23 protein-coding genes are annotated in these 23,098 nt (G+C 69.4%); 8 read left to right on the forward strand and 15 right to left on the reverse strand.

The window, feature by feature from the left end:
• Window positions 1-31: 31 nt before the first annotated feature.
• Both C8K38_RS16530 and C8K38_RS16535 read right to left on the reverse strand, forming a co-directional pair.
• Window positions 32-898 (reverse strand): FAD binding domain-containing protein, encoded by an 867-nt coding sequence (locus tag C8K38_RS16530; protein WP_097212619.1) that lies wholly within the window; start codon window positions 896-898, stop codon window positions 32-34.
• A gap of 115 nt (window positions 899-1,013) precedes the next feature.
• On the reverse strand, window positions 1,014-2,141 hold the full coding sequence (locus tag C8K38_RS16535) for an XdhC family protein (RefSeq protein ID WP_097212518.1): 1,128 nt from the start codon (window positions 2,139-2,141) through the stop codon (window positions 1,014-1,016).
• 123 nt (window positions 2,142-2,264) lie between these two features.
• Between C8K38_RS16535 and C8K38_RS16540 the strand changes: the two genes are divergently transcribed.
• Complete coding sequence (locus C8K38_RS16540) at window positions 2,265-3,140, forward strand: hypothetical protein (RefSeq protein WP_143548481.1); 876 nt, start codon at window positions 2,265-2,267, stop codon at window positions 3,138-3,140.
• On the opposite strand, the gene tatB is transcribed toward C8K38_RS16540, so the two are convergent.
• The 4 genes from tatB to sigE form a co-directional block, all read right to left on the reverse strand.
• A complete protein-coding gene (tatB, locus tag C8K38_RS16545; RefSeq protein WP_097212520.1) occupies window positions 3,137-3,547 on the reverse strand; it encodes a Sec-independent protein translocase protein TatB in 411 nt (136 codons plus the stop codon). The two genes, C8K38_RS16540 and tatB, sit on opposite strands and share 4 nt — an antisense overlap.
• Window positions 3,548-3,632: 85 nt before the next feature.
• The gene (locus C8K38_RS16550; protein WP_097212521.1) at window positions 3,633-5,129 is read right to left on the reverse strand and encodes a S1C family serine protease; all 1,497 of its coding nucleotides are present in this window, start codon (window positions 5,127-5,129) and stop codon (window positions 3,633-3,635) included.
• A gap of 109 nt (window positions 5,130-5,238) precedes the next feature.
• Window positions 5,239-5,643: a zf-HC2 domain-containing protein gene (locus C8K38_RS16555; RefSeq protein WP_108168841.1), complete on the reverse strand. Its 405-nt coding sequence runs from the start codon at window positions 5,641-5,643 to the stop codon at window positions 5,239-5,241.
• Between the two features lie 17 nt (window positions 5,644-5,660).
• Window positions 5,661-6,299 carry an RNA polymerase sigma factor SigE gene (gene sigE, locus C8K38_RS16560; protein ID WP_245221021.1) on the reverse strand — a complete coding sequence of 213 codons (639 nt, stop codon included), beginning with the start codon at window positions 6,297-6,299 and terminating at the stop codon, window positions 5,661-5,663.
• Window positions 6,300-6,583: 284 nt separating this feature from the next.
• Here sigE and C8K38_RS16565 point away from each other — a divergent pair, with 284 nt between their 5' ends.
• The 6 genes from C8K38_RS16565 (at window position 6,584) to C8K38_RS16595 (ending at window position 12,199) form a co-directional block, all read left to right on the forward strand.
• A complete protein-coding gene (locus C8K38_RS16565; protein ID WP_174562886.1) occupies window positions 6,584-7,219 on the forward strand; it encodes an O-methyltransferase in 636 nt (211 codons plus the stop codon).
• Between the two features lie 94 nt (window positions 7,220-7,313).
• The gene (locus tag C8K38_RS16570; RefSeq protein WP_097212522.1) at window positions 7,314-8,018 is read left to right on the forward strand and encodes a TetR/AcrR family transcriptional regulator; all 705 of its coding nucleotides are present in this window, start codon (window positions 7,314-7,316) and stop codon (window positions 8,016-8,018) included.
• The gene (locus tag C8K38_RS16575; RefSeq protein WP_097212523.1) at window positions 8,015-8,935 is read left to right on the forward strand and encodes an ABC transporter ATP-binding protein; all 921 of its coding nucleotides are present in this window, start codon (window positions 8,015-8,017) and stop codon (window positions 8,933-8,935) included. Before C8K38_RS16570 ends, C8K38_RS16575 begins: the two co-directional genes overlap by 4 nt.
• Complete coding sequence (locus tag C8K38_RS16580) at window positions 8,932-10,578, forward strand: ABC transporter permease (RefSeq protein WP_097212524.1); 1,647 nt, start codon at window positions 8,932-8,934, stop codon at window positions 10,576-10,578. The genes C8K38_RS16575 and C8K38_RS16580 overlap by 4 nt, the downstream gene beginning before the upstream one ends.
• A 205-nt stretch (window positions 10,579-10,783) precedes the next feature.
• Window positions 10,784-11,062 carry a WhiB family transcriptional regulator gene (locus C8K38_RS27215; protein ID WP_245221623.1) on the forward strand — a complete coding sequence of 93 codons (279 nt, stop codon included), beginning with the start codon at window positions 10,784-10,786 and terminating at the stop codon, window positions 11,060-11,062.
• Window positions 11,063-11,209: 147 nt separating this feature from the next.
• Entirely contained in the window at window positions 11,210-12,199 is a 990-nt protein-coding gene (locus C8K38_RS16595; RefSeq protein WP_097212621.1) for a rod shape-determining protein, read from the forward strand.
• Between the two features lie 46 nt (window positions 12,200-12,245).
• Here C8K38_RS16595 and C8K38_RS16600 read toward each other — a convergent pair whose 3' ends face one another.
• The 3 genes from C8K38_RS16600 to glgC all read right to left on the reverse strand — a co-directional run bounded on the left by C8K38_RS16600 (window position 12,246) and on the right by glgC (window position 17,778).
• Complete coding sequence (locus C8K38_RS16600; protein ID WP_097212526.1) at window positions 12,246-15,071, reverse strand: FtsW/RodA/SpoVE family cell cycle protein; 2,826 nt, start codon at window positions 15,069-15,071, stop codon at window positions 12,246-12,248.
• 11 nt (window positions 15,072-15,082) lie between these two features.
• Window positions 15,083-16,321 (reverse strand): hypothetical protein, encoded by a 1,239-nt coding sequence (locus tag C8K38_RS16605; protein WP_097212527.1) that lies wholly within the window; start codon window positions 16,319-16,321, stop codon window positions 15,083-15,085.
• A gap of 242 nt (window positions 16,322-16,563) precedes the next feature.
• The gene (gene glgC, locus C8K38_RS16610) at window positions 16,564-17,778 is read right to left on the reverse strand and encodes a glucose-1-phosphate adenylyltransferase (protein ID WP_077042446.1); all 1,215 of its coding nucleotides are present in this window, start codon (window positions 17,776-17,778) and stop codon (window positions 16,564-16,566) included.
• A 74-nt stretch (window positions 17,779-17,852) separates the two neighbouring features.
• Between glgC and glgA the strand changes: the two genes are divergently transcribed.
• Window positions 17,853-19,058 carry a glycogen synthase gene (glgA, locus tag C8K38_RS16615; RefSeq protein ID WP_097212528.1) on the forward strand — a complete coding sequence of 402 codons (1,206 nt, stop codon included), beginning with the start codon at window positions 17,853-17,855 and terminating at the stop codon, window positions 19,056-19,058.
• Here glgA and C8K38_RS16620 read toward each other — a convergent pair.
• The 6 genes from C8K38_RS16620 to folP all read right to left on the reverse strand — a co-directional run bounded on the left by C8K38_RS16620 (window position 19,031) and on the right by folP (window position 23,089).
• The gene (locus C8K38_RS16620) at window positions 19,031-19,876 is read right to left on the reverse strand and encodes a putative RNA methyltransferase (RefSeq protein ID WP_097212529.1); all 846 of its coding nucleotides are present in this window, start codon (window positions 19,874-19,876) and stop codon (window positions 19,031-19,033) included. The genes glgA and C8K38_RS16620 overlap by 28 nt on opposite strands.
• Window positions 19,877-19,993: 117 nt before the next feature.
• The gene (locus C8K38_RS16625; protein ID WP_003931055.1) at window positions 19,994-20,161 is read right to left on the reverse strand and encodes a DUF3117 domain-containing protein; all 168 of its coding nucleotides are present in this window, start codon (window positions 20,159-20,161) and stop codon (window positions 19,994-19,996) included.
• Window positions 20,162-20,323: 162 nt separating this feature from the next.
• Window positions 20,324-20,908 (reverse strand): DNA-3-methyladenine glycosylase I, encoded by a 585-nt coding sequence (locus C8K38_RS16630; protein ID WP_097212530.1) that lies wholly within the window; start codon window positions 20,906-20,908, stop codon window positions 20,324-20,326.
• Complete coding sequence (locus C8K38_RS16635) at window positions 20,905-21,216, reverse strand: DivIVA domain-containing protein (protein ID WP_097212531.1); 312 nt, start codon at window positions 21,214-21,216, stop codon at window positions 20,905-20,907. The genes C8K38_RS16630 and C8K38_RS16635 overlap by 4 nt, the downstream gene beginning before the upstream one ends.
• Before the next feature lie 56 nt (window positions 21,217-21,272).
• Window positions 21,273-22,199, reverse strand: coding sequence for a glucosyl-3-phosphoglycerate synthase (locus C8K38_RS16640; RefSeq protein WP_077042451.1), 927 nt, complete (start codon window positions 22,197-22,199; stop codon window positions 21,273-21,275).
• The gene (folP, locus tag C8K38_RS16645; RefSeq protein ID WP_097212532.1) at window positions 22,196-23,089 is read right to left on the reverse strand and encodes a dihydropteroate synthase; all 894 of its coding nucleotides are present in this window, start codon (window positions 23,087-23,089) and stop codon (window positions 22,196-22,198) included. The genes C8K38_RS16640 and folP overlap by 4 nt, the downstream gene beginning before the upstream one ends.
• Between the last annotated feature and the right edge of the window lie 9 nt (window positions 23,090-23,098).

Below are 23,098 nucleotides of genomic sequence, written 5' to 3' on the forward strand. Positions count from 1 at the left end.
CGTCCTTCCCTGGTCCCCCGACCTGTCCTCGCTAGTGGACCCGTCCGGCAGCCGTGCGCAGCGCGCGGCGGGTCAGTTCCTTGGCCAGGTGCCGCTTGTACTCCGCGGTACCCCGCTGGTCGGTGACCGGTTCGCAGTGCCGGGACGCCAGATCGCCTGCATAGAGCGCGACCTCGTCGGTACACGGCTTGCCGATGAGGAACTCGTACACCTCGCCGAATCCGGACGGGTCGGCATTCACCGCGGTGAGACCGATCCTCGCCTCTACGACGACCGGGCCGTCCAGCCACACCGCGGCGCCCGCCGCCGCGATCGCCCAATCCCCTACGCGTCTTTCCACTTTCGCGTAGGCATTCGACCCGTGATCACGGAAGGGGATCCGGATCTCGGTGAGGATCTCGTTGTCCGCCGCGGCGGTCTCGTACGGCCCGAGGTGGAACTCGGACATGGCGATCGAGCGCTCACCGCGCGGCCCCTGCAGTACGCAGGTCGCGTCGAGCACCTCGCACACCGTGCTGAGGTCCTCGGCCGGGTCCGCCTGACAGAGCGATCCGCCGATGGTGCCGCGGTTGCGCACCACCGGGTCGGCGATCACCCGCTCGGCGTCCCGGAAGATCGGCCACAGCGCGGCCAGCTCCGCGGACTCGAGCAGTTCCCGGTGTCGCACCATCGCACCGATCCGCACGCCCGACGGCTCCACCGTGATGTGACCCAGCTCGTCGTGCAGCGGGTTGATGTCGATGAGGTACTCGGGGTTCGCCAGCCGCAGCTTCATCATCGGGAGCAGGCTGTGGCCGCCGGCCACCAGTCGGGCCTCGCTCCCCAGCCGTTCGAGCAGTCCGATCGCGTCGACCACGCTCGTCGCTCGCTCGTATTCAAAGGGTCCAGGGACCTGCATCTGATCCACCTCGCATCGCATGGGGACAAATCCAGACTCGACCGGTCCACCGGGGGTGTCAAGCGCCCCGAGCGATCAGCGCAAACGATCCGCACACGACTCGTGCAGGCACCGGTCAGGAGGTCTCGTCGTGGTGGATCCGGCCCTCGATCGCGGTCAGCCGTTCGCCGCCCCCACCCCAGCGCAGCTCGATGATCTCGGCGGCGATGGACACCGCGGTCTCCTCAGGCGTGCGGGCCCCGATGTCGAGTCCGATCGGGCTCGACAGCCGCGCCAGCTCCGCCTCGCCGAGCCCGGCCTCGCGCAGGCGGTGGAGCCGATCGCGGTGGGTACGCCGCGACCCCATCGCCCCGACATAGGCGACCTCGGGCAGCCGGAGCGCGAGCGCCAGCAGCGGGACGTCGAACTTGGGGTCGTGGGTGAGCACGCAGATCACGGTGCGCCCGTCGATCGCCTCGGCGTCGATCTGCGACTGCAGGTAGCGGTGCGGCCAGTCCACGACCACCTCGTCCGCGGTCGGGAAGCGGGCGTGGGTGGCGAACACCGCCCTGGCGTCGCACACCGTGACGCGATAGCCGAGGAAGGCTCCCTGATGCGCCACCGCCGCGGCGAAGTCGATGGCGCCGAAGACGAGCATGCGTGGACTCGGGGCATGACTCGCGACGAACACGCGCATTCCCTCGCCCCGCCGCTGGCCGTCGGGGCCGTAGGTGAGCACCCCGGTCCGTCCCGCCGCGAGCAGACCTCGGGCGTCATCGCCGATTGCGGCGTCGGCGCGCGCCGAACCGACCGTTCCACCGATCCCGTCCGGCCGCACGATCATCCGGCGACCGACCCACGCGGTCTGTGGGTGGTCGATCACGGTCGCCACGGCCACCGGGCGTTCGTGCTCGATGTCCTCGGCGACCTCGGCGAGCTCGGGGAAGGTGCGGCGGGAGACCGGCTCGACGTAGACGTCGAGAATGCCGCCGCAGGTCAGCCCCACCGCGAAGGCATCATCATCGGTGACGCCATATCGCTCGAGCTCCGGCCTGCCGGACTCGACCACGTCCCGGGCGAGCTCGTAGACGGCGCCCTCCACACAGCCACCCGAGACCGAGCCGGCCACGGTGCCGTCGGGGGCGACCACCATCGCCGCGCCAGGGGGCCTCGGTGCCGACCTGAAGGTCTGCACCACCGTGCCGACACCCGCGGTCCCACCCGCACGCCAGATCGCCATCAGTTCGGTGAGGACATCGCGCATCAGACGTCACCCCCCGCGTGGCACAGCTGGTTGCGGGCGCCCTGGGTGGTTCCCATGGCTGGACGCTACGCCGAATGCGCTCGATAGAGTGTGGCTTCCTGGACGGTGGACGAGGCGGGGGCATTGAGCACACTGGATCCGGCTCGGCGGCGGCACGACGAACTCGAGTCCAGGCGCGGCAGCCCCACCTTCTTACTGTGGCTCTGCTTCCGGTTCGCGGTGTTCGTGGCCTGCGCGGCGCTGCTGGGTTACGGCCTGGCCTGTGTCGCCGACATCTTCCGGCACGCCGTCATCGACACCGCGTTCGCCGACGAGGCCCGGTTCGACGAGGCTCCGACGTGGCTCTGGTGGCCGTTCGGGGCGGCCTTCGGCTACGTCCTGTTCGGTGTCGGGATGTCCGACGACCTCGCGACCTTCCTGGGGCGCCACCGCTGCCCCGGCCTCATGGCCGCGGCCGGCTGGGTGGGAATCACCCTCGGCTTCTCGGTGTCCACCCTGAACTGGTGGCCACCGGCGCAGGTCGGCGCGGCCATCGACCCGGTCACCATGACCGAGACGCCGTGGAGCCCGCTCGCCTGGGTGGGCTACTACACCGAGATCTGGATTCCCCTGCTCCTGCTGGTGACGACCGGAGCGGCGGTGTCGCGGACCGTGTCCGGGTTCCGCAGGCAGAACGTCCAACTCAGGGAGCGTGACCGGCTGTTGGAACGCGGGCTACGGGTGCCGGGCATCGTCGCCGACGTCAACGTGCTCGTCGACAGCCCTCAGGAGGACGGCTCGGTGTCGATCGCGGGTATCGACGCGACGGTGACGTTCACCGACGCCCAGGGCGTCACACGGTGGGTCACGCGAAGGGTTCCGAGCCTGCACCGGGCACCGGACCAGGGCACGACACAGGTCCTGTTCGACCCGGAACGCCCTGGCGACGAGGGCTCGATATTCGTCGCTTTCCACCGGGACCCGGCGACCAGCGACTGGATTCCGTTCGACGGGCCCTAGGTGGCGTCGGCGTCGTACGGGGGACGCTCGCCGGAGGCGAGGGGTGTCGATTCGCGTTGCACCGTAGGGGGCAGGCCGGTGCTGGCGGGCCCGCCGCTGCTCTGCGGCTTCGCGTCGAAGTTCCCGGTCAGGATCGAGTCGTCGCCGTCGAGCAGATGCTTGGTGATCATCGAGCGCGGCGTCATCCCCCGCAGCTGCTGCAGATCGGAGAGCGGCTTGCGCAGGTCCTCGAACTCGGGACCGAGCTCGTCCTTGAGCTGCTGCGTCGCGCCGCCCGCGTAGTCACGGACCTGGCGCAGCGACTTCGTCACCCACGAGACGGCACCGGGCAACCGCTCGGGTCCGAGGATCACGAGCGCCGCGACGAGTAGGACCATGAACTCGCCCCAGCCAATGTTGCCAAACACCGGGTCAGCCTACGTGCCCGCGGCGATCCGCGCCGCTATCGGTGCCGAATTCACATCGCATACCGCTGCCCTCCGAGGGAACCACTCAGTCCGAAGCGGGTGTGACCTGGACTTCGACCGTCCGGCCCGCCCGCACCAGTTGCACCGGGACCGGCTGGCCGACGGCCTGCTGGTGCACCGCGACCACCAGCTCGTCCGCGCTGGTCACGTCGCGGTCACCGACCTTGACGATGACGTCGCCCTCGATGATCCCGGCCTGCTGCGCGGGCCCGCCGTCCTTGACGTTGGCCACCTCGGCGCCACTGGTCTGCTCGTTGGTCACCGACCGCGCGTTCACGCCGATCTCGGGGTGATGCATGGCTCCGGTCCGGATCAGTTCCTGCGCGACCGCGGTGACGTCGTCGACGGGGATGGCGAACCCCAGGCCAACCGATCCCCCGCTCTCGCTTCGGATGGCGGAGTTGATCCCGATCACCCGGCCCTCGCGGTCCACCAACGGTCCACCGGAGTTGCCGGGGTTGATCGCGGCATCGGTCTGGACCGCATCGATGACCGCATCGGTGTCGGTGCCCTCGCCGGACAGCCGGACCGGGCGGTGCAGCGCGCTGACGATCCCGCTGGTGACCGTCTTGCTCAGCCCCAGCGGCGATCCGACCGCCACCACGTCGTCGCCGACCTTCAGGTCCGCGGACCGGCCGAGCTCGGCGACGGTCAGGTTTCCGACATCCACCTTGAGCACCGCGAGGTCGGTCTTCGTGTCGCGACCCACGACGCGCGCTGGCGCCTTGGTGCCGTCCGCGAAGACGACGCGGAGCGTCGCCGCGTCGGGGTTCGTCGCGGCCATCGAGATCACGTGGTTGTTGGTGACGATGTAGCCCTCGCCGTTGATCACGACACCCGAGCCGGTGCCGGACTGCTCACCGAGCGCGACCTGGATGGACACCACCGACGGGAGCACCGCCTCGGCGACCTTCGCGACCTGGCCGAGTTCGGCGTCGTCGCCGCTCGACTGCGTCAGCTCGACCCGCTGGCTGGTCAGTGCGCCGACGTTCTCGGCCGTGACCCGGCCGATGATGCCGCCGACCAGGCCGATCGCCAACGCGACGCCTGCCAGCGCGGCCAGTGCCCGCGGCGCGATGCGCTCGCCGAGCAGGACGTCGCGGATGCCGAGTGCGGGCGCGGGCGGCAGGTCCCCGGCCGCGGGGGCATCGAGGGCGGGCGAACCGAGCCGTGCCGGTGCGTCCGGGTCCCGCCACGGATCGGCAGGCGCCTCGTCCGCCGCCTCCTCGGAGTCGCTCGCGGACGGATCGCGCTGGATCGAATCGGTTTCGCCTGCCGGACGGCCGAAGGCCTCGGCGAGCACCGGGTCGGGACGCCGAACGGCGACCTTCGGATCCGCGGTGCGGTCCGTGCCGGGCGCGAAGGAGGAGTCGACGCCGTCGGGCCGTCCGAAGGCGTCGGCGGCCGCGGGGTCGACGGTGGGACGGTAGAGCGGTCGCGGCGCCAGCCGGGGCGGTGCCGAATCCTGTTCGGCTGCTGCATCCAGCGCGCCTGCGGCCGGGGATGTGGGATCCGAGTTCACGCGGCTGTGTACCCCTCGTTGGCGTCAGTCACGGATCCCAGTATCACCGACGCGGCGCGACCCATCGTCACCGACGCGGTGCGTCGCATCATCACCGACGCGGTGGCGACTAGCGGCGCCTGCGCCACGACGACGCGAACGAGTACGACGTGACCATCGCCGCGAGCACGGCGCCTGCCTTGCCGTCGGCACGCCGGAAGCCGGATCGCTCGGCGAAGCGACGACCGCGGCCCTGTGCTGTTGCGTCGGCGTCCGGGAGCGGGTTGCACATCGGGATCTGGCTCAGAATGCCGAGAAGCGAACTGGGCATGCTGATCTCCGAGGCCTCACGGAGCGCGCCGCGCGCGTGGTGCTGGGCGTCGACCTCGGCAGCGCACTCCGGACACATCGACAGGTGCTGCGCGGCCCGCAGGTAGGCGTTCATCTGCAGCTCGCCGTCGACGTACGCCGCGATCGCCTCACTGGCCAGATGCTCGGTAGAGCTGAAGCGGCGCGGTTTCCGGGCCTGCGTCATCCAACCCTCCTGCACGGTCATGCGAATGTCATCTTCCCTGTCCCCGACACCGCGGTCAGATATTCCTTCAGCGCCTGCCGTCCACGGTGGATTCGGCTGCGTACGGTACCGAGCTTGACTCCCAGTGTGGCACCGATCTCCTCGTATGACAGGCCTTCGACGTCACAGAGCACCACAGCGGCACGGAACTCGGGCGCGAGCGAGTCCAGCGCGGACTGCAACTCCGGATCGAGCCGGGCGTCGTGATAGATCTGCTCGGGGTTCGGACGGTCGGACGGGACCCGCTCGTAGTCCTCGGGCAGCGCCTCCATCTTGATCCGGTTGCGGCGCCGCACCATGTCGAGGAACAGATTCGTGGTGATCCGGTGCAACCACCCCTCGAAGGTGCCCGCCTGGTAGTTCGAGAGCGACCGGAACACCCGGATGAAGGTCTCCTGGGTGAGGTCCTCGGCGTCCTGGGCGTTGCCCGAGAGCCGGTAGGCCAGCCTGTACACCCGGTCGCCGTGCTCACGGACGAGCTCGTCCCATGACGGCATGCTGGTCTGATCGCCGGTGGCGTCAAAGGCGGCGGTGCCGCTCAGATCGGCGGCGTCGGGGCCGCCCGTCGGCACCGACTCGGTGAATTCCGCATCGAAGGCGGGTACGGCGTTGACCATCGAGATTGTGGAAACCTCCTGCTAAGGACAGCTGGTGAGCGAGCACAGGACGATACGAATAAAAGGCACAACCCCCACAATGTCGGGTTTGTTCCCTTCTCGCCGGGTTCGTCCGGTACCCCCTTCCTGGGCGGTCAGCGATCTCGTGTGCCCCTACCTTTTCCGATCCAAATGTGTGAGATGTGTGAGCAACCTGAGGTTCAGCTGAGAATCTGCGGGTCAGCGGCCAAAATCACGTGCGCGCCTCGACTCCACCGCAGCGTGTCGGCTATAACCTCGGATTCGTGCACAACAACGCCGAGCAGCTGCTGGCTCACACCGAGGAATCGGTCCTGGAGGACGCGGTCCTCACGCTCGCACGCGAACGGGCGGAGGATCTCGGCGCGACCCCGGTTCCTCCGTCCGTCGGCGCGCTGTTGAGCCTGTTCACCCAGATGCTCGACGCCAAGACCGTGGTCGAGATCGGGACCGGCGCGGGGGTGAGCGGGTTGTGGTTGCTCGACGGCATGCGTGCCGACGGGGTGCTCACCACCATCGACACCGAACCCGAGCACCAGCGGGCCGCCAAGGACGCGTTCCGGTCCGGCGAGATCGCGCCCGGCCGAACCCGGCTCATCAACGGCTGGGGCCTGGACGTGCTGCCCCGCCTCGCCGACGCCGCCTACGACCTGGTGTTCGTCGACACCTCGCCCGCCGACCACCCGCAGTTCGTCGCCGAGGGGGTTCGACTGCTCCGACCCGGAGGGGTGATCGTGCTGCACAACGCGCTGCTCGGTGGGCGCGTGGCCGACCCGAACCAGCGCGACGCGACCACCCTGGCCGTGCGCGCGGCCGCCAGGGCGATCGCGGAGGACGACCGCCTGACGAAGGTGCTCCTGCCGGTCGGCGACGGGCTGCTCTGCGCGTCGCGTTCGGAGTAGCGCCACCCGCTCGCGCCTGCGTCGGCGAATTTTTACGGCCTCTTGACGGGAGACCTCTTGCCGCACGACTGAACGAGTGTTTAATCTACTAAACATGCGTTCAGCAATGGCCGACTCTTCCACCCCCGACCGGGACATGACCGCCCGTGCACGGATCCGCGACACGGCGATCCGGGTCTTCGGCGAGCAGGGTTTCGTCACCGGGGTCCGCGCCATCGCGACCGCAGCCGGGGTCTCCCCCGGACTGGTGAACCACCATTTCGGCTCCAAGGACGGACTGCGCGCCGAGTGCGACGCGCACGTTCTCGAGATCATCCGGGAGCAGAAGGCTCAGGCCATGTCGACGCCCGGTCCTGCGGGCGCGATCGCGGCGCTGAGCGAACTCGAGCAGTACGCGCCCGTCGTCGCGTACATGGTGCGCAGCTTCCAGGCAGGCGGCCGGCTCGCGGAGTCCCTCTTCGAACACATGGTGGCCGACACCGAGGAGTACCTCGCGATCGGCGTGCGCTCCGGCAAGCTGCGGGCCAGCCGCGACCCGAAGGCGCGGGCGCGGTACCTCACCCTCAACAACGTCGGCGCGCTGCTGCTCTACCTGCAGATACGGGCGGACCGGGAGGGGACGCTCGACTACGCCACGGCCATCCGCGACCTGTCGGACGAGATCACCCTGCCCGCCCTCGAGATGTATGCCGAGGGGATCTTCACCGACTCCTCGCTGCTCGACGCGTTCCTGGCCACCGAGGCCGACGACCCCACCACCCATCCCGACACGGAATCCCCGACCGAGGAGACGCCATGACGACCCCACTGATCGACGTTCGCGACCTGGTCAAGACCTTCGGCCAGATCCGTGCCCTCGATGGCCTCGACCTGCAGGTCGCGCCTGGCGAGGTGCACGGCTTCCTCGGCCCCAACGGCGCGGGCAAATCGACCACCATCCGGGTGCTGCTCGGCAGCCTGCGGGCCACCGCGGGCAGCGCAACGGTTCTTGGCCGCGACCCGTGGCGCGACGCCGTCACCTTGCACCGCGACCTGGCCTACGTACCGGGCGATGTCACCCTGTGGCCGTCGCTGACCGGCGGCGAGACCATCGACATGCTGGCCCGGATGCGCGGCGGCATCGACGAAGCCAGGCGCTCCGAGCTCATCGAGCGCTTCGACCTCGATCCACGCAAGAAGTCGCGCACCTACTCGAAGGGCAACCGGCAGAAGGTGTCCCTGATCTCGGCGTTGTCGTCCAACGCCCGGCTGCTCCTGCTCGACGAGCCGACCTCCGGCCTGGACCCGCTGATGGAACAGGTATTCCGCGAGAGTGTCGCCGAGGCGGCCCGTCGCGGCGTCACCGTGCTGCTGTCCAGCCACATCCTGTCCGAGGTGGAGGCACTGTGCGATCGGGTGACCATCATCCGCGCGGGCAAGACGGTGGAGAGCGGCTCGCTGTCGTCGATGCGACACCTGAGCCGCACCTCGATCAGCGCCGAGCTGACGGGCGACCCGGGCGACCTCAGCCGGCTCGCGGGTGTCGAGGACGTCTCGATCGACGATCACACCCTCCATTGCCAGGTCGACAGCGAGCACCTGGGTGAGCTGATCCGCGTGCTCGGCGATGCCGGGGTGCGCAGCCTGGTCAGCAAGCCGCCGACGCTCGAGGAACTGTTCCTGCGCCACTATCAGGTCGAGGGACCCGAGCACACCGGGGAGAAGGTGTCGGCATGAGCACCGCGACGGTCGCGGGCCCCCGGCATCCGGCCGCGGCGGTCCCGCGCGGGACATCGAATTTCACCGGAACCCTCGGCTTCGTCCGGCTCTTCCTGCGGCGGGACCGGATCGTGCTGCCGCTGTGGGTACTGCTCCTCTCGTTGCCGTTGGCGCCCGTCTACATGGGCAGCATCGAGAGCATCTACCCCACCGAGGCGGACCGTGCGGCCTTCGCGGCCACCATCATGGGAAGCCCGGCGCAACGCGCCATGTACGGCGAGATCTACAACGACAGCCTGGGCGCCGTCGGCATCTGGAAAGCCGGGATGTTCTACACGCTGATCGCGATCGCGGTGATCCTCACCGTCATCCGGCACACCAGGGCGGAGGAGGAGAGCGGTCGGACGGAGCTGCTCGATTCGACCGTCGTCGGCCGGTACTCCGGCCTGACCGCCGCGTTGCTGGTGGCCTTCGGCGCGTCGATCGCGACCGGGCTGATCGGCGCGGTGGGACTTCTCACCACCGACGTGCCACACGCGGGCTCGATCGCGTTCGGGCTCGCGCTGGCGGCGTCGGGGATCGTGTTCACCGCCGTTGCCGCCGTGGCGGCCCAGCTGAGCACCAGCGCCCGCACCGCCCGTGGCATCGCCTTTGCCGTGCTGGGCACCGCCTTCGCGCTCCGTGCCGTCGGCGACGCCGGCCCGTCCGCACTGTCCTGGCTGTCACCGCTGGGCTGGTCGCTGCAGGTGCGCCCGTACGCGGACGACCGCTGGTGGGTGCTCCTGCTGCACCTGACAACGGCGATCGCGCTGACCGCGGCGGCCTATGCACTGCTGCGCAGGCGGGACGTCGGCGCCGGGTTGATCGCCGAGCGTCTGGGCTCGCCCACCGCGACGCGGTCGCTGAGCGGCCCGTTCGGCCTGTCCTGGCGGCTGCAGCGCGGCACGCTGATCGCCTGGACCATCGGGATCAGCCTGTACGCCCTGCTGATCGGCAGCGTCGTACACGGGATCGGCGACGAACTCGGTGGCAGCGACGCGGTCCTGGAGATCATCAGCCGGATCGGCGGAACGCAGGCACTCGAGGACGCGTTCATCACGATCTCGTTCACCATGCTCGCCGTCGGCGCCGCGGCGCTCGCGATCTCCTCGGCGCTGCGACTCCACGGCGAGGAGACCGCGCAGCGCGCCGAGTCCGTGACTTGCGGCGCAGTCGGCCGGACCCGATGGGCCGCAAGCCATATCGTCTTCGCAGTCGCGGGCCCGGCCGTCGCCCTGCTCGCCGCCGGGCTGGTGGCCGGGGTGACCTACGGAATCGCGGCGGGCGATATCGGAGGGAAGCTACCCCGGGTGCTTGCCACCGGGCTCGTGCAGTTGCCCGCGGTCTGGATGCTGGCGGCGATCACGGTGCTGCTCTTCGGACTGGTTCCGCGTTTCACCCCGGTGGTGTGGGGAGTGCTGGTGACTTTCGTCGCCCTCTTCCTGCTCGGCTCCATCTCCGGCGTCCCGCAGTGGGTGCAGGGCCTCCAACCCTTCAGCCACACACCCAAGTTGCCCGGCGCGGAATTCGAGGCCACCCCTCTGGTGTGGCTCCTGGTGATCGATGCGGCGCTGCTCGTCGCCGGCCTGATCGCGTTCCGACGGCGCGACCTCCGGCAGTAGGTTCGCCCGGCTCCCGGCTCCCGGCTCCCGGGGCCCGCCGGAGCCGCACCGTTACCCCGAGATGGACAGTTGACCAACTTCCGGTCAACTGTCCATCGCGCGGGCCGGATCCGGGGCAGCATGAGAGCTCGTGATCTGCTCAGACCGCCCCCGACCGGAGTCGGGGGGCTTCGCCCCCGCCGACTGCGACTACCCACGCCTCGCCCTGCCGCACGCCTGGGTGGAGCGTGCGCTGTGCCGCGCCGAGCACCCCGATCAGATGTTCGTTCGCGGCGCCGCCCAACGCGAGGCGGCCGCCGCGTGCCGCCGGTGCCCCGTCATCGTCCAGTGCGGCGCCGAGGCCCTCGACAACCGCGTGGAGTTCGGTGTCTGGGGCGGGATGACCGAGCGTCAGCGCCGGGCACTGCTCAAGCGCCACCCGAACGTCGAGTCCTGGGCCGAGTTGATGAGGTCCACCGAGCCGGTGCGCGCGACCGCCGGCTAGATCCGGGTGGCCCTCGCCGACGGCGACGACGCCACCGGGATGGACCAGTTTCGCGAGATCTTCGACGAGTCAGCGCGATATCGACCGAACGTCGGGGCCGCTGCGTACGATCAAATCATCTCGCTGGAACACCTCTCGGAGGCCGACGTGAGCGGACTTGGTATCGATCTCGGAACCACCAACACTGTCGTCGGCACCCCCGAAGACGGCATCGTCCTGAACGAGCCATCGTTCATGCTGGTTCGAGAAAAGGAACCGCACCACGCTCTCTCGATCGGCATCGACGCGCGGGACCTGGTCGGCCGCAATCCAGTGGGGGTCACGCCCGTTCGTCCGATGCGCGATGGGGTGATCGTCGACCTCGAGTCGGCCAGGGCATTCGTCACGGCCGTCATCAAGCGCGCGGCCCCGATTAGGCACTACGGTCTGCGGCCGAAGGGCGTCTTCGCTGTTCCTGCTGGCGCCACCTCGCTCGAGCGTCGGGCACTGCTCGAGGTCGGGCACGAGGCCGGTCTGCGCAAGGTCGGGCTTATCCCGGAACCGGTCGCGGGGGCACTCGGCTGCGGGATCAACCCGCTCGAACCCCGCGCCCACCTCGTCGTCGACATCGGCGGCGGCACTTCGGAAGTCACCGCATTCTGTTTCGGTGGCATGCTCTCGCATCGCAGTTGCCGACTCGCGGGGGATGAACTGACCAACGCACTGTCTCACTACCTGCGGACCGAGCACAACATCATCGTCGGCGAGCTCACCGCCGAGCGGGTGAAGGTCGGTGCGCCCGAGACTGCCGAGGGGCAGTCGCTCGTCGTCGAGGGCCGCGACGCCGTGACCGGCCGGGCACGTCTGGTCACACTCGAGACCGAGGAGATCGTGGATGCGCTGCGCCCGACCGCAATTGGGATCGTGCAGACACTGGCCGAGTGCCTGGAGGACATTCCCGCGCAGGCGATCGGTGACGTGATGTCGGAGGGACTCCTGGTGCTCGGCGGTGGGTCGCTTCTGCGCGGCCTGTCGCAGCTGCTCGAAGAGTCCTTCGGGCTCCCGGTGAAGACGGCCGAGCGCCCGCTGACCTGCGTCGCCGAAGGTGCAACTGCTTGTCTCGACCACCCCGAAGTCGTTGCCGCCTACAGCGACTGATCCGCCCTGATCCGCTCGGCGGCGATAGCCTCGTGCGGGCACGGGATCAGCGGTTCGGCACCGCCCGGGGTTGCGCGAGGTAACGCTCGAGGAGTTTCTTTGCGACGGGCCCGGATGTCGCCGATCCGAAACCACCGCCACGGACCAGCACCGAGACCACGATCTCGGGAGCGTCGAAGGGCACCACCGCGGAGAACCAAGCATTGAGGCCCTTCCCTGGCGCCGACGGATCCTCCGCCGTTCCGGTCTTGGCGCCCGCCGCGACCGGCAAGGTGGCCAGCTGCCCGGCGGTACCGGCTGCGGCAGATGCCCGCATCCCCGCTCGCACGGGGCCGAGTTGGTCCGCGAAGGACAGTCGACGGGGCTCCGCGGTGGGAATGGGCAAGGCGTCCGGCCCGTACGCCGCGGCGAGCTGCGGTGTCACCGTCGAGCCCGTGGCGATGCCCGACGTCCAGCGCGCCAACTGCACCGGAGTCGCGCTTACGGTGCCCTGACCGATACCCATCAGCAGGGTCGACCCCGGATACCAGGTTCCCCCGATGCTGGCGACGTTCTCCGGTGTGCCAAGGAAACCCGCGGACTCGCCCGGCAGGTCGATCCCCGATTCCTCACCCACCCCGAGCTCCGTAGCGGTCGCCGCGATTCGCTCGGGGCCGAGGAGCTCGGCGAGCTGGTAGAAGTAGACGTTATCCGACCACTGGATCGCCCCGATCAAACTGTTCGGTCCCATCGGCTGCCAGTTCGCGAATGTGTGCCCTCCATAGGTGTATGACGCACCGCCTGCGAGTACGGCGTCCGGCGACAGCACGTTGTACTTCGCATTCGCCGCCGCGACGACGATCTTGAAGGTCGAGCCCGGCGGGGCCGCGGACTGGGCGGCGTGGTTGAGCATCCGTCCCGGCCCGGGCCCCTCGGTTTGTGCCGCCAGCGCGACCGTGTCGACCGGAGGGCCGTAGAGGTTGTTGTCGAATCCGGGCACGCTGGCCAGCGTCAACACCGCCCCGGTGCGGGCGTCCATCACGATCGCCGCGCCCATGTCGCCCCCGCTGGTGCGCACCGCGTCGGTCAGCGCGTCGGTCGCGAGCCGCTGCAGCCCCATGTCGAGGTGCAACCGCAGGTCGTGTCCTCGCACCGGGTCCACCCGCTCGCCGGTGGCCACCAGACGCCCAGAGGGAGCGACGTACATGCACTGCCTGCCGTCGGTGCCGCGGAGCAGCGCGTCGTACCGCTTTTCGAGTCCCGCTTTGCCGACCCGTGATCCGAGGGCAAGTTGTGGCCAGCGTTCCATGTCCTGCGGGTCCGCGAGCCCGACGTGCCCGAGGATGGATGCCAGCGATGCTCCGTCCGTGTAGTGCCTGCGCCCGGTCGGGTACACGAGCACCCACGGGATCTGGGCGTCCACGATTCGCCGAGCCTGCTCGGGCGTCACCCGTCCAAGAACGACCTCCAACTCGTCGCCGCCGCTCTCCAGGGTCGCCGCCAGCTGTTCCGGCGCGACGCCGAGCAGCGCGGCCAGTTCGGCGCGCACGGGCCCGTCGTCGCGATCGAACATTCGGGCAACCACCGCAACGGCGTATTCGGGGACGTTGTACGCGAGCGGCTCGCCGTTGCGGTCGAGGATGTGACCCCGCTCGGCGGGTAGGCGGATGCAACGCTCCATCTGCCGGTCGCTCATCGCGCGAAACTCCACACCCCGGCCGCTCTGCAGCTGCCACGCGAACACCGACAGCACGAGGAGCATCGCCGTGACGGTGACGGCGCCTGCCGACACTCCTCGGGGTAGGCGGCGCCGTCTGGACTCGGTGGCCCACAGGGGACGCGTGACGCCGTCGCGGCGGATCGCGAGCACCAGCCCGATCGCAACGAATCCGAGGATTGCGGCCGTGCCCCCGTAGCTGAACAGCGGGATCGGCATGCCGGTGTGTGGCAGAAGCGACAGGCTCTGAGCGATCGAGACCACGGCCTGCACTCCGAACAGCCCACCGATCCCGGCTGCGACGAGGGCAGCTTCCCGGGTCCGCGCCGTTCGGGCGGCCAGCGCGGCTCGCCACACGATGACCATCGTGGCGATCACGACTGCCAGACCGGCGAACAGACCCCATCCGTACACGAGGCTCGCGAAGGCGAGGTCGTGCGCCGATTCGGGAAGGTACTCGGCCCTCAGGTCGTAGAACGGTTCACGCCCCAGACCGAACCAGCCGCCGCTGCCGATCGCGATGTCCGCCTGCAACGCAGCCCAACCCGACCCCTGCGGGTCGGCGTTGCTCGAGAGGAACACGTGAATGCGCTCGAGCTGGTAGGGCCGGAGAAACAGCACGGCAAGGGGCAACGAAGCGATCCCGAGCGCGAACAGCGGGAGCAGTGGCAGCAGCGGCACCCTGGCCAGGATCAGCATGAGTATCACGGTCGAGGCGAGCACCACGGCGGTCGACAGGTCGGGCTGCAGCGCGACCAGGCCGATCGGCACACTCGAGATCAACAGGGTCGCTGCGAACCGGCCGAGGGTGTACCCACCCGCCAAGATCGCCGCGGGGACAAGTACCAGTGCCAACTTGGCGAGCTCGGAGGGTTGAACGGTGAACAGGCCGAAGTTCAGCCAGCGCTGGGCACCCTTGGTCGCGACCCCGATGAGTGGCACCGCCGCGAGCAGGACAACCGAGGCGGCGAACAACGTCCAGCCGAATCGTCGGAGGTTGCTGGGCCGCAGGCGCGAGATCGCGTACATCGCACCGAGGCCGACGGCGGCGAAGAGTGCGTGGCGCACCGCGTCCGTCGACTTCCCTGTCGAGATCAGGTTGAGCAGGCCGAGAACGACGAGGGTGATCGCCGCCCCGACGAGCCAGGGATCGGATTCTCGCTGGTGCGCCTGCATGCGACCACGCCTCAGCAGGTTGCGTTCTCGGCGGGCACGAATGCCGGCTCCGACGCGGCTGCCGCCGGGGCGCTGGTCAGCCCGGCGACGGCGAGCGCGGGGGCGTGCGGCAGGACGACGCTGGCGATGCCGTACACCTGCTGCCCACCCGGCGGCACGGGCATCGTGACGTCATTGCCCGGATGGACGGCTCCGGAGCATCGGTCGTACACGCTCACGTGCCAGGTCACCGCTCCGACGTTCGCCGCGGGATCGACGTGGACGTCGACCCGCATGGTGCACGGTTGTCCCGTCGAGCATTCGCCGTTGGCGAAGGTGGCGGTGACCCGGGTGATCGGCCCCGCGCTGCCAGGAAGACCGGTACGAACCGGACCCGCCTCGGCGGTTCCTTGCGCGGTCGGCGAGGTCTCCTGGTCGGCTTCGGGCGCGGGTGGCGGCGGCGAGACCGGACTGATGTGATTCTGCTCCGACGGATTCACCGGATGGAGAACGGTATCCCAGCCCCGGCGCAGCTCCGACCACGCACCGGGCGCTACCCACACTGCCCCGACGAGCAACAGGATCGTCATCAGGACGAGCACACCCCGGCGACGCGACAGCCGTCTCCGTCGCCGATGCCACGGATTCCCGATGGGTGGATACCAGCCCTTCGGGGCGAGCGACGATCCGACCGCCGGGGCCGGCAGGCTCTGCGAGTTCGCGCGGTCCGTGACCACCCGATCGTCCGAGAGCGTCCGTCCCCTTGTCGCCGAGACGAGCTCCGCGAGCTGACACCGCGTCCTTCCCACCGTGGAGGGGTCGAGCGACGGTGCGACCGCGCCGCGAACCCCGCGGGCCAGGTCGGCCAGATCTGTTGTTCGGTCGATAGATTCGTCCAGCCGGTCGGCGAGCGCGCGATCACGACAGTTCGTCGCGATGCTTCGAAGCAGACTCGCCACCGCATCCTGCACGTCGTGCCAGGACGCCGCACTCCCGGTGCGATCGATCGCGAGCTGTCCCCGGTCGGATACCGTCACCGCCTGGTCGCGGAGGATCGGGTAGCCGTCCCGGCTCCGCACCAGCTCGAGCTGTTCGATCACATCGGTGACGAGCAGCGCGGCCTGCGCAGGTTTCAACGTCGCAATCGCGAGCAGCCCGCGGAGAACGATGCGACCGCCGCCTGCCTCGATGTCGATTCGCTGCACCGGCTCGAGGCGGGGTTGCGCCGGCTCGCTTCTGCTCACGGAGAGCCCCAGCACTGCTTCGCTCATCGCGCGTCCCGAAACTCTGGGCCCCCGCGCGCGTGTACGACTGACCGGTACGGGTGGCCGGCGGATCTTGGGTTAGGGCGTACTCGCTGTCGAAATCTATTCTGTCTCTGAGCATTCCATTAGACCAGGCAGACGGGGTTCATGGATTGCGGACGAAGATCTCGTTACTCACCCGAGACGCCGCGGCGAACCGGCGCATCGAACCGTTACCCGACCGGGACGACGCGATTGGGAGAGATGCCCTAGATCCAGACGCCCTTGCCGATCGCGACGACACCACCGGGGCTGATCGCGAACCGCTGCCGGTCGCGCTCGAGGTCGACGCCGATGATCTCGCCCTCGCCGACCACCACGTTCTTGTCCAGGATCGCGTGCCGCACCACCGCGCCCTTGCCGACGCGCACGCCCGGCATCAACACGCTGCCCTCGACGGTGGCGCCGTCGTCGACCATCACGTTGGAGCTGAGCACGGAGTTGCGCACGGTCGCGGCGGACAGGATGCAGCCGGCGCCCACCACCGATTCCTGGGCGAGCCCACCCTGCACGAACTTGGCGGGCGCCAGGTTCTCCGCCGCGCCGCGGATCGGCCAGCGCCGGTTGTAGAGGTTGAACACCGGGTGCACGGACACCAGGTCCATGTGTGCCTCGTAGAACGCGTCGAGGGTGCCGACGTCCCGCCAGTACCCCCGGTCCCGGTCGGTGGCGCCGGGCACCACGTTGTCCTTGAAGTCGTAGACATTGGCCATCCCCGCGGCGACCAGCGCCGGGATGATGTCGCCGCCCATGTCGTGGTCGGAGTCCGAGTTCTCCGAGTCGGCGCGGATGGCGTCCACCAGCACCTTCGTGGTGAACACGTAGTTGCCCATCGACGCGAACGTCGCGTTCGGGTCGTCCGGGGTGCCGGGCGGATGCGCCGGCTTCTCCAGGAACTGGGTGATCCGGCCCGACTCGTCGCTGTCGATGCAGCCGAACGCGAACGCCTCGCTGCGCGGCACCCGGATCCCGGCCACGGTGACCCCCGCGCCCGAGTCGATGTGGTGCTGGACCATCTGCTCGGGATCCATCCGGTACACATGGTCGGCGCCGAACACCACGATGTACTCGGGGTCCTCGTCGTAGACCAGGTTGAGCGACTGGAAGATCGCGTCCGCGCTGCCGGTGTACCAGCGCGGGCCGAGCCGCTGCTGTGCCGGGACAGGGGTGATGTACTCCCCCGCAAAACCCGACAGCCGCCACGTCTGCGAGATGTGGCGGTCGAGGGAATGCGACTTGTACTGGGTCAGCACACAGATCCGGAGATAGCCGGCGTTGACCAGGTTGCTGAGTACGAAGTCGATCAGGCGGTAGGCCCCGCCGAACGGCACCGCCGGCTTGGCCCGGTCAGCGGTCAAGGGGTACAGACGTTTCCCTTCGCCTCCGGCGAGCACGATTCCGAGCACATGCGGCTGGCTCCTCACCCTGTCAACCTATCGGCCGCGCCTGACCCCCGCCAGCGGTAGCCCCAAGTCGGCTCGGCGGCTACGTTTATCGCGTGCGGGTTGCGATGATGACCAGGGAGTACCCCCCGGAGATCTACGGTGGCGCGGGGGTCCACGTCACCGAGCTCGTGGCCCAGCTCACGCGACTCTGCGATGTCGAGGTGCACTGCATGGGCGAGCCCCGCGAGGGCGCCATCGTGCACCGGCCCGATCCCGCTCTGGCCGGCTCCAATCCCGCGCTGACCATGCTGTCGGCGCAGCTGCGGATGGCGCAGGCGGCGGGCGCGGCCGACGTGGTGCACTCACACACCTGGTACACCGGCCTGGCGGGTCACCTCGCAGGCGAGCTCTACGGGGTGCCGCACATCATGACCGCGCACTCGCTCGAGCCCCGGCGCCCGTGGAAGGCCGAGCAGCTCGGCGGCGGCTACCGCATCTCCTCCTGGTCCGAACGCAACGCGGTCGAGTACGCCGACGCCATCATCGCTGTCAGCGCCGGCATGCGCCTCGACCTGCTCGACGCCTATCCCTTCGTCAATCCGGATCGAGTGCACGTGGTGCGCAACGGGATTGACACCGATGTCTGGTACCCGGACTTCGGCGGCGAACGCCCGACCTCGGTCCTGCGCAATCTGGGCGTCGACCCGGACGCTCCCATCGCGGCGTTCGTCGGCCGGATCACCCGGCAGAAGGGGGTCGGCCACCTGATCGCGGCGGCCCACGACTTCGACCCGGACGTGCAGCTGGTGCTGTGCGCCGGCGCGCCCGACACCGCGGAGATCGCCGAGGAGACCGAGCGGGCGGTCGCGAAGCTGTCCGAGGCACGGCGCAACGTGTTCTGGGTCAGGGAGATGTTGCCCACCGCGCAGGTCCGGGAGATCCTGTCCGCGGCAACGGTGTTCGTGTGCCCCTCGGTGTACGAGCCGCTCGGCATCGTGAACCTGGAGGCGATGGCCACCGAGACCGCGGTGGTGGCCTCGGACGTCGGCGGCATTCCCGAGGTGGTCGAGGACGGCGTGACCGGGACGCTGGTGCACTACAACTCCTACGAGCCGGAGGCGTTCGAGCATGCGCTGGCCACGGCGGTCAACACCGTCGCCTCCGACCGCGACCGCGCGGCCGCGATGGGCCGGGCGGGCCGGGCACGGGCGATTGCCGAGTTCTCCTGGGAGGAGATCGCCAAGCAGACCCTCGCGGTCTACCAGGCCGCGAGCGAGGGCTACACCGGGCGTCAGCCCGCCGCAGGGACCGGGCGGTAGCTACTGATCGTGACAGAGGCCGTCACCGTCGAGGTCTCGGGCAGCCGGGCGATACGCTGCGCTCGCGCCTCGTCGCCGAGGTGACGCGCCGACGGGCCCATCGCGATCAGGCTGTCGACATCGGTGCGCGAGAGTGTCATCGGGTACTCGACGGCGACCCGGTCGGCCCGCTCGAAGTACCCGGACATGCTGGCGCCGAGGCGCACCGTCTTGTTCTCGTCCACCCGAACCAGGCCGAGCAGGTCCACGAGTTCACGCAGGTGCCGATCCGTCGGGGTCAGCATGATCAGCGTTCCGTCCGGCCGCAGCACCCGGCGCAATTCCGCGGCGTTGCGCGGGGCGAAGATCGACAGCACATGGCTGAGGGCGTGCGCGCGGACCGGCAGCTGGGTCCAGATGTCGGCGACCACCGAGCCCGCCCGGGGATGGCTGCGGGCGAGCCATCGCGCGGCGGCCTTGGAGACGTCGACACCGATACCCCGCGCGGCGGGCAGCGCGTCGAGGACGGCGGCGAGGTAATGCCCGGTGCCCGCGCCGACCTCGAGCACCGCCGGGTCCACCGGGACAGCGGTGGCGCACGCGCGCGCCACCGCGTCCATCAGCGGGTCGAAATGGTGGCTGTCGAGGAATCGAGCACGGGCCGCGATCATCTCGGCGCTGTCGCCGGTGAACTTCGCGGCCCCGGACAGCAGGCTGACGTAGCCCTGCCTGGCGATGTCGAAGCTGTGTCCCTGTTCGCACAGCAGGGTGCGGTCGGCGACGTCCAGTCCGCCGCCGCAGTGTGGGCAGGCGAGCAGCCCGACGACCTCGGCCAGCATCGGTCCGCCTCTCTGTCGATTGCACCGCAAAGACCCCGCGAGCCGAGGTGGCAAGCGGGGCCGTATGCCTGAAGGTTCGCGTCCGGCAACGTGCGCCGCACCGAACCTTGCGAGGAGTTAGCTGGTGACGCCCTTCAGCTCGTCTCCGAGCGCGGCGGCTTCTTCCGGGGTCAGCTCGACGACGAGCCGACCTCCACCCTCGAGCGGAACCCGCATGACGATTCCTCGCCCTTCCTTGGTGGCTTCGAGGGGACCGTCACCGGTCCGGGGCTTCATGGCCGCCATTACCTGCTCCCTCCAGATCTGCGCTGACAAGCTCTGCGCCTAGGCTTACCGTCGGTACCCCGACAGCTGTTGTCGGGGATCACATGTGCCATTCTTCCCTATTGCAAGGAATGCCGGGAACCTGAGTCTCGTTTCCGATCGAATGCGGACCGGAAACCGGGCTCAGCGGCTCACCCCGACCCAGCAATCGAGCAGGTGATCGTCGACCATCCCGGTCGCCTGCATCAGGGCATATGCCGTGGTGGGGCCCACAAACTTGAACCCCCGACGCTTGAGTTCCTTGGCCATGGCCGTCGATTCCGCGGTCACCGCGGGCACCTCGTCGACGGTCCGTAACCGGCTCGGGCGTGGCTCGGGTGCGAACGACCAGAGCAACGAGTCGAGATCGGTGTCCGGCATCTCGAGCACGGCCCCCGCGTTCGCGACGCAGGCCTCGATCTTCGCCCGATTGCGGACGATCCCAGGATCGCCGAGCAGCCGCTCGACGTCGTCGGCTCCGAACGCGGCCACCGCCTCGACGTCGAACCCCGCGAACGCGGAGCGGAAGGCCTCCCGCTTGCGGAGCACGGTGATCCAGGACAGCCCCGACTGGAAGGCCTCCAGGCACAACCGCTCGAAGAGCTCGTCTCGACCTCTCAGGGGCACGCCCCATTCCTCGTCGTGGTAGTCGCGGTAGATCCGCGATCCCGACCCGTCGACCGCCCACGGGCACCGGGTCCGGCCGTCGTAGGACGCGTCCTCGCTCATGGCTTCTCCGGCCCGGGAACCGGCGCCTCGCGCAGGCTCGCCAATTCGCCCCGCAGCGAATCGATCTCGCGACCCAGCCGATCCAGTGCCCAATCCACCTCGGCGGCCTTGTATCCGCGCACGGTCTGCTGGAACCGCAGCGCGCGGACGTCGGCCCCGGTGACGTCCTCGGCCGGGAGCATGGTGGCGGTGGTCCCCGGCGGCAGCGGGGCCATCTCCTCACCGCGCCCGAACACCGCGGAGGCGGCCAGGAACAACAGCCCACCGACCAGCGCCATGATCAGCAGATAGAGCAGCACCGTGAACATGATCCGATCCTGTCACGGCGGTCCGACATGCGCCGCAACCCGGTGACCCGCCTGCCTTATGGCCTGAGCGTGTTCATCGGCGGCCGGTCCGCCAGCGACACCTCGGTGGTCACCGGCACGAACGAGTCACCCTCGGCCAGGAACTGCGTCAGCCCCGCTCCGGAATCCTCGATGCCGCACCGGCGGAGCATGGTGCCGATGATCTGCCTGCTCATCACGCCGAGCTCGACCAGCGGCCGGTTGCGGTGCTTGCGCACCCCCAGGTTCACCTGGCCGATGGCGCTGAGCCCGAGCCGGTCGTAGGTGTCGAGCAGCAGCCCGATCTCCACCCCGTACCCGGGCGCGAACGGGACCGCGGACAACAGCTCCCTCGTCCCCGCGTACTCACCGCCGAGGGGTTGCAGCACCGAGGTCAGCTCGGGCCGCATCGCCGCCAGCAGCGGTCGCGCGACCAACTCGGTGACCCTGCCGCCGCCGTTCGCATCCTCGGTCCCGCTGACCCGCAGCGGCCGCCGGTAGTACCCCTTCACGAGGTGGATGCCGTCGACCGTCAGCAGCGGGCCGAGCAACTTCGGCACGAACTCCGGGTCGGGGTTGATCAGATCGGAATCGACGAAGGCGATCAGGTCGCCCGTACTCGCCGCGATCGAGCGCCAGAGCACCTCGCCCTTGCCGGGGACCGGCGCGAGGCCGGGCACCGCCTGCTCGCGACTGACCACGGTGGCCCCCGCGGCGGCGGCCCGTTCCGCGGTCTCGTCGGTCGACCCGGAGTCGAGCACGATCAGCTCGTCCACCAGGCTGCCGAGCAGCGGATGGATGGTGTCCACCACCGCGGAGACCGTCTTCTCCTCGTTCAGTGCGGGCAGCACGACGGACACCGTCCGGCCTGCCTTCGCCGCGATCAGGTCGGCGATGCTCCACGCCGGATGGTCCCAGCTGTTCGCCTCCGACCAGACACGCTCACCGCTCGTGCTCGTCCTCATGCCAGCCCCCTGACCGTGCGGGCCGGCGCCCTGGTGCCGATGATCGCGGCGACCATGTCGACCACTCGTCTGGTGGATGCGACCTCGTGGACCCTGAAGACTCGGGCACCTTCTGCGGCTGCCAATGCTGTCGCTGCCAACGTACCCTCCAACCGCTCGGCGAGTTCTACACCTAGAGTCTCCCCGATAAAATCCTTGTTGCTCAGTGCCATCAGGACAGGCCACCCGGTGTTTACAAGAACGTCCACGCGCCGCAACAACTCGAGCCCGTGGAAGGTGTTTTTGCCGAAATCGTGGGTCGGATCGATGAGGATCCCGTCGGCTGGAACGCCGAGATCGCGCGCCCGCTGCGCAGCCGTCACCACCTCGTCGACCACATCCGCGACCACGTCCGTGTAGCGGACCCGGTGCGGCCGGGTCCGGGGCACGGCGCCGCCGGTGTGCGAGCAGACGTATCCGGCGCCCAGTTCGGCCGCGACCTCCACCAGCGTCGGATCGGCACCGGACCAGGTGTCGTTGATCAGGTCGGCGCCCGCACCACAGGCCAGCCGGGCGACGGGGCCGCGCCAGGTGTCCACGGAGATCAGCAGGTCCGGGTACCGGCCGCGGATCGCCTCCACGAACGGCACCACCCGGCGGATCTCCTCGGCGGTGTCCACCTCGTCTCCCGGGCCCGCCTTGACGCCGCCGATGTCGACCAGGTCCGCACCCTCGTCGACCGCCCGGTGGACGGCCGCCATGGCCGCCTCATCGGTGAAGGTGGCGCCCTTGTCGTAGAACGAATCCGGGGTGCGGTTGACGATCGCCATCACCAGGGCCCGATCGGTCGCCACCGGCTTGCCGCACAGGGTCGGCGAGGCCGCGACGTGGGGTTCGGTCATGGGCTTCATAGTGACATG

Origin of the sequence: Rhodococcus sp. OK611 (genome assembly GCF_003050885.1) — a bacterium.
GTDB lineage: Bacteria > Actinomycetota > Actinomycetes > Mycobacteriales > Mycobacteriaceae > Rhodococcus_G > Rhodococcus_G oryzae.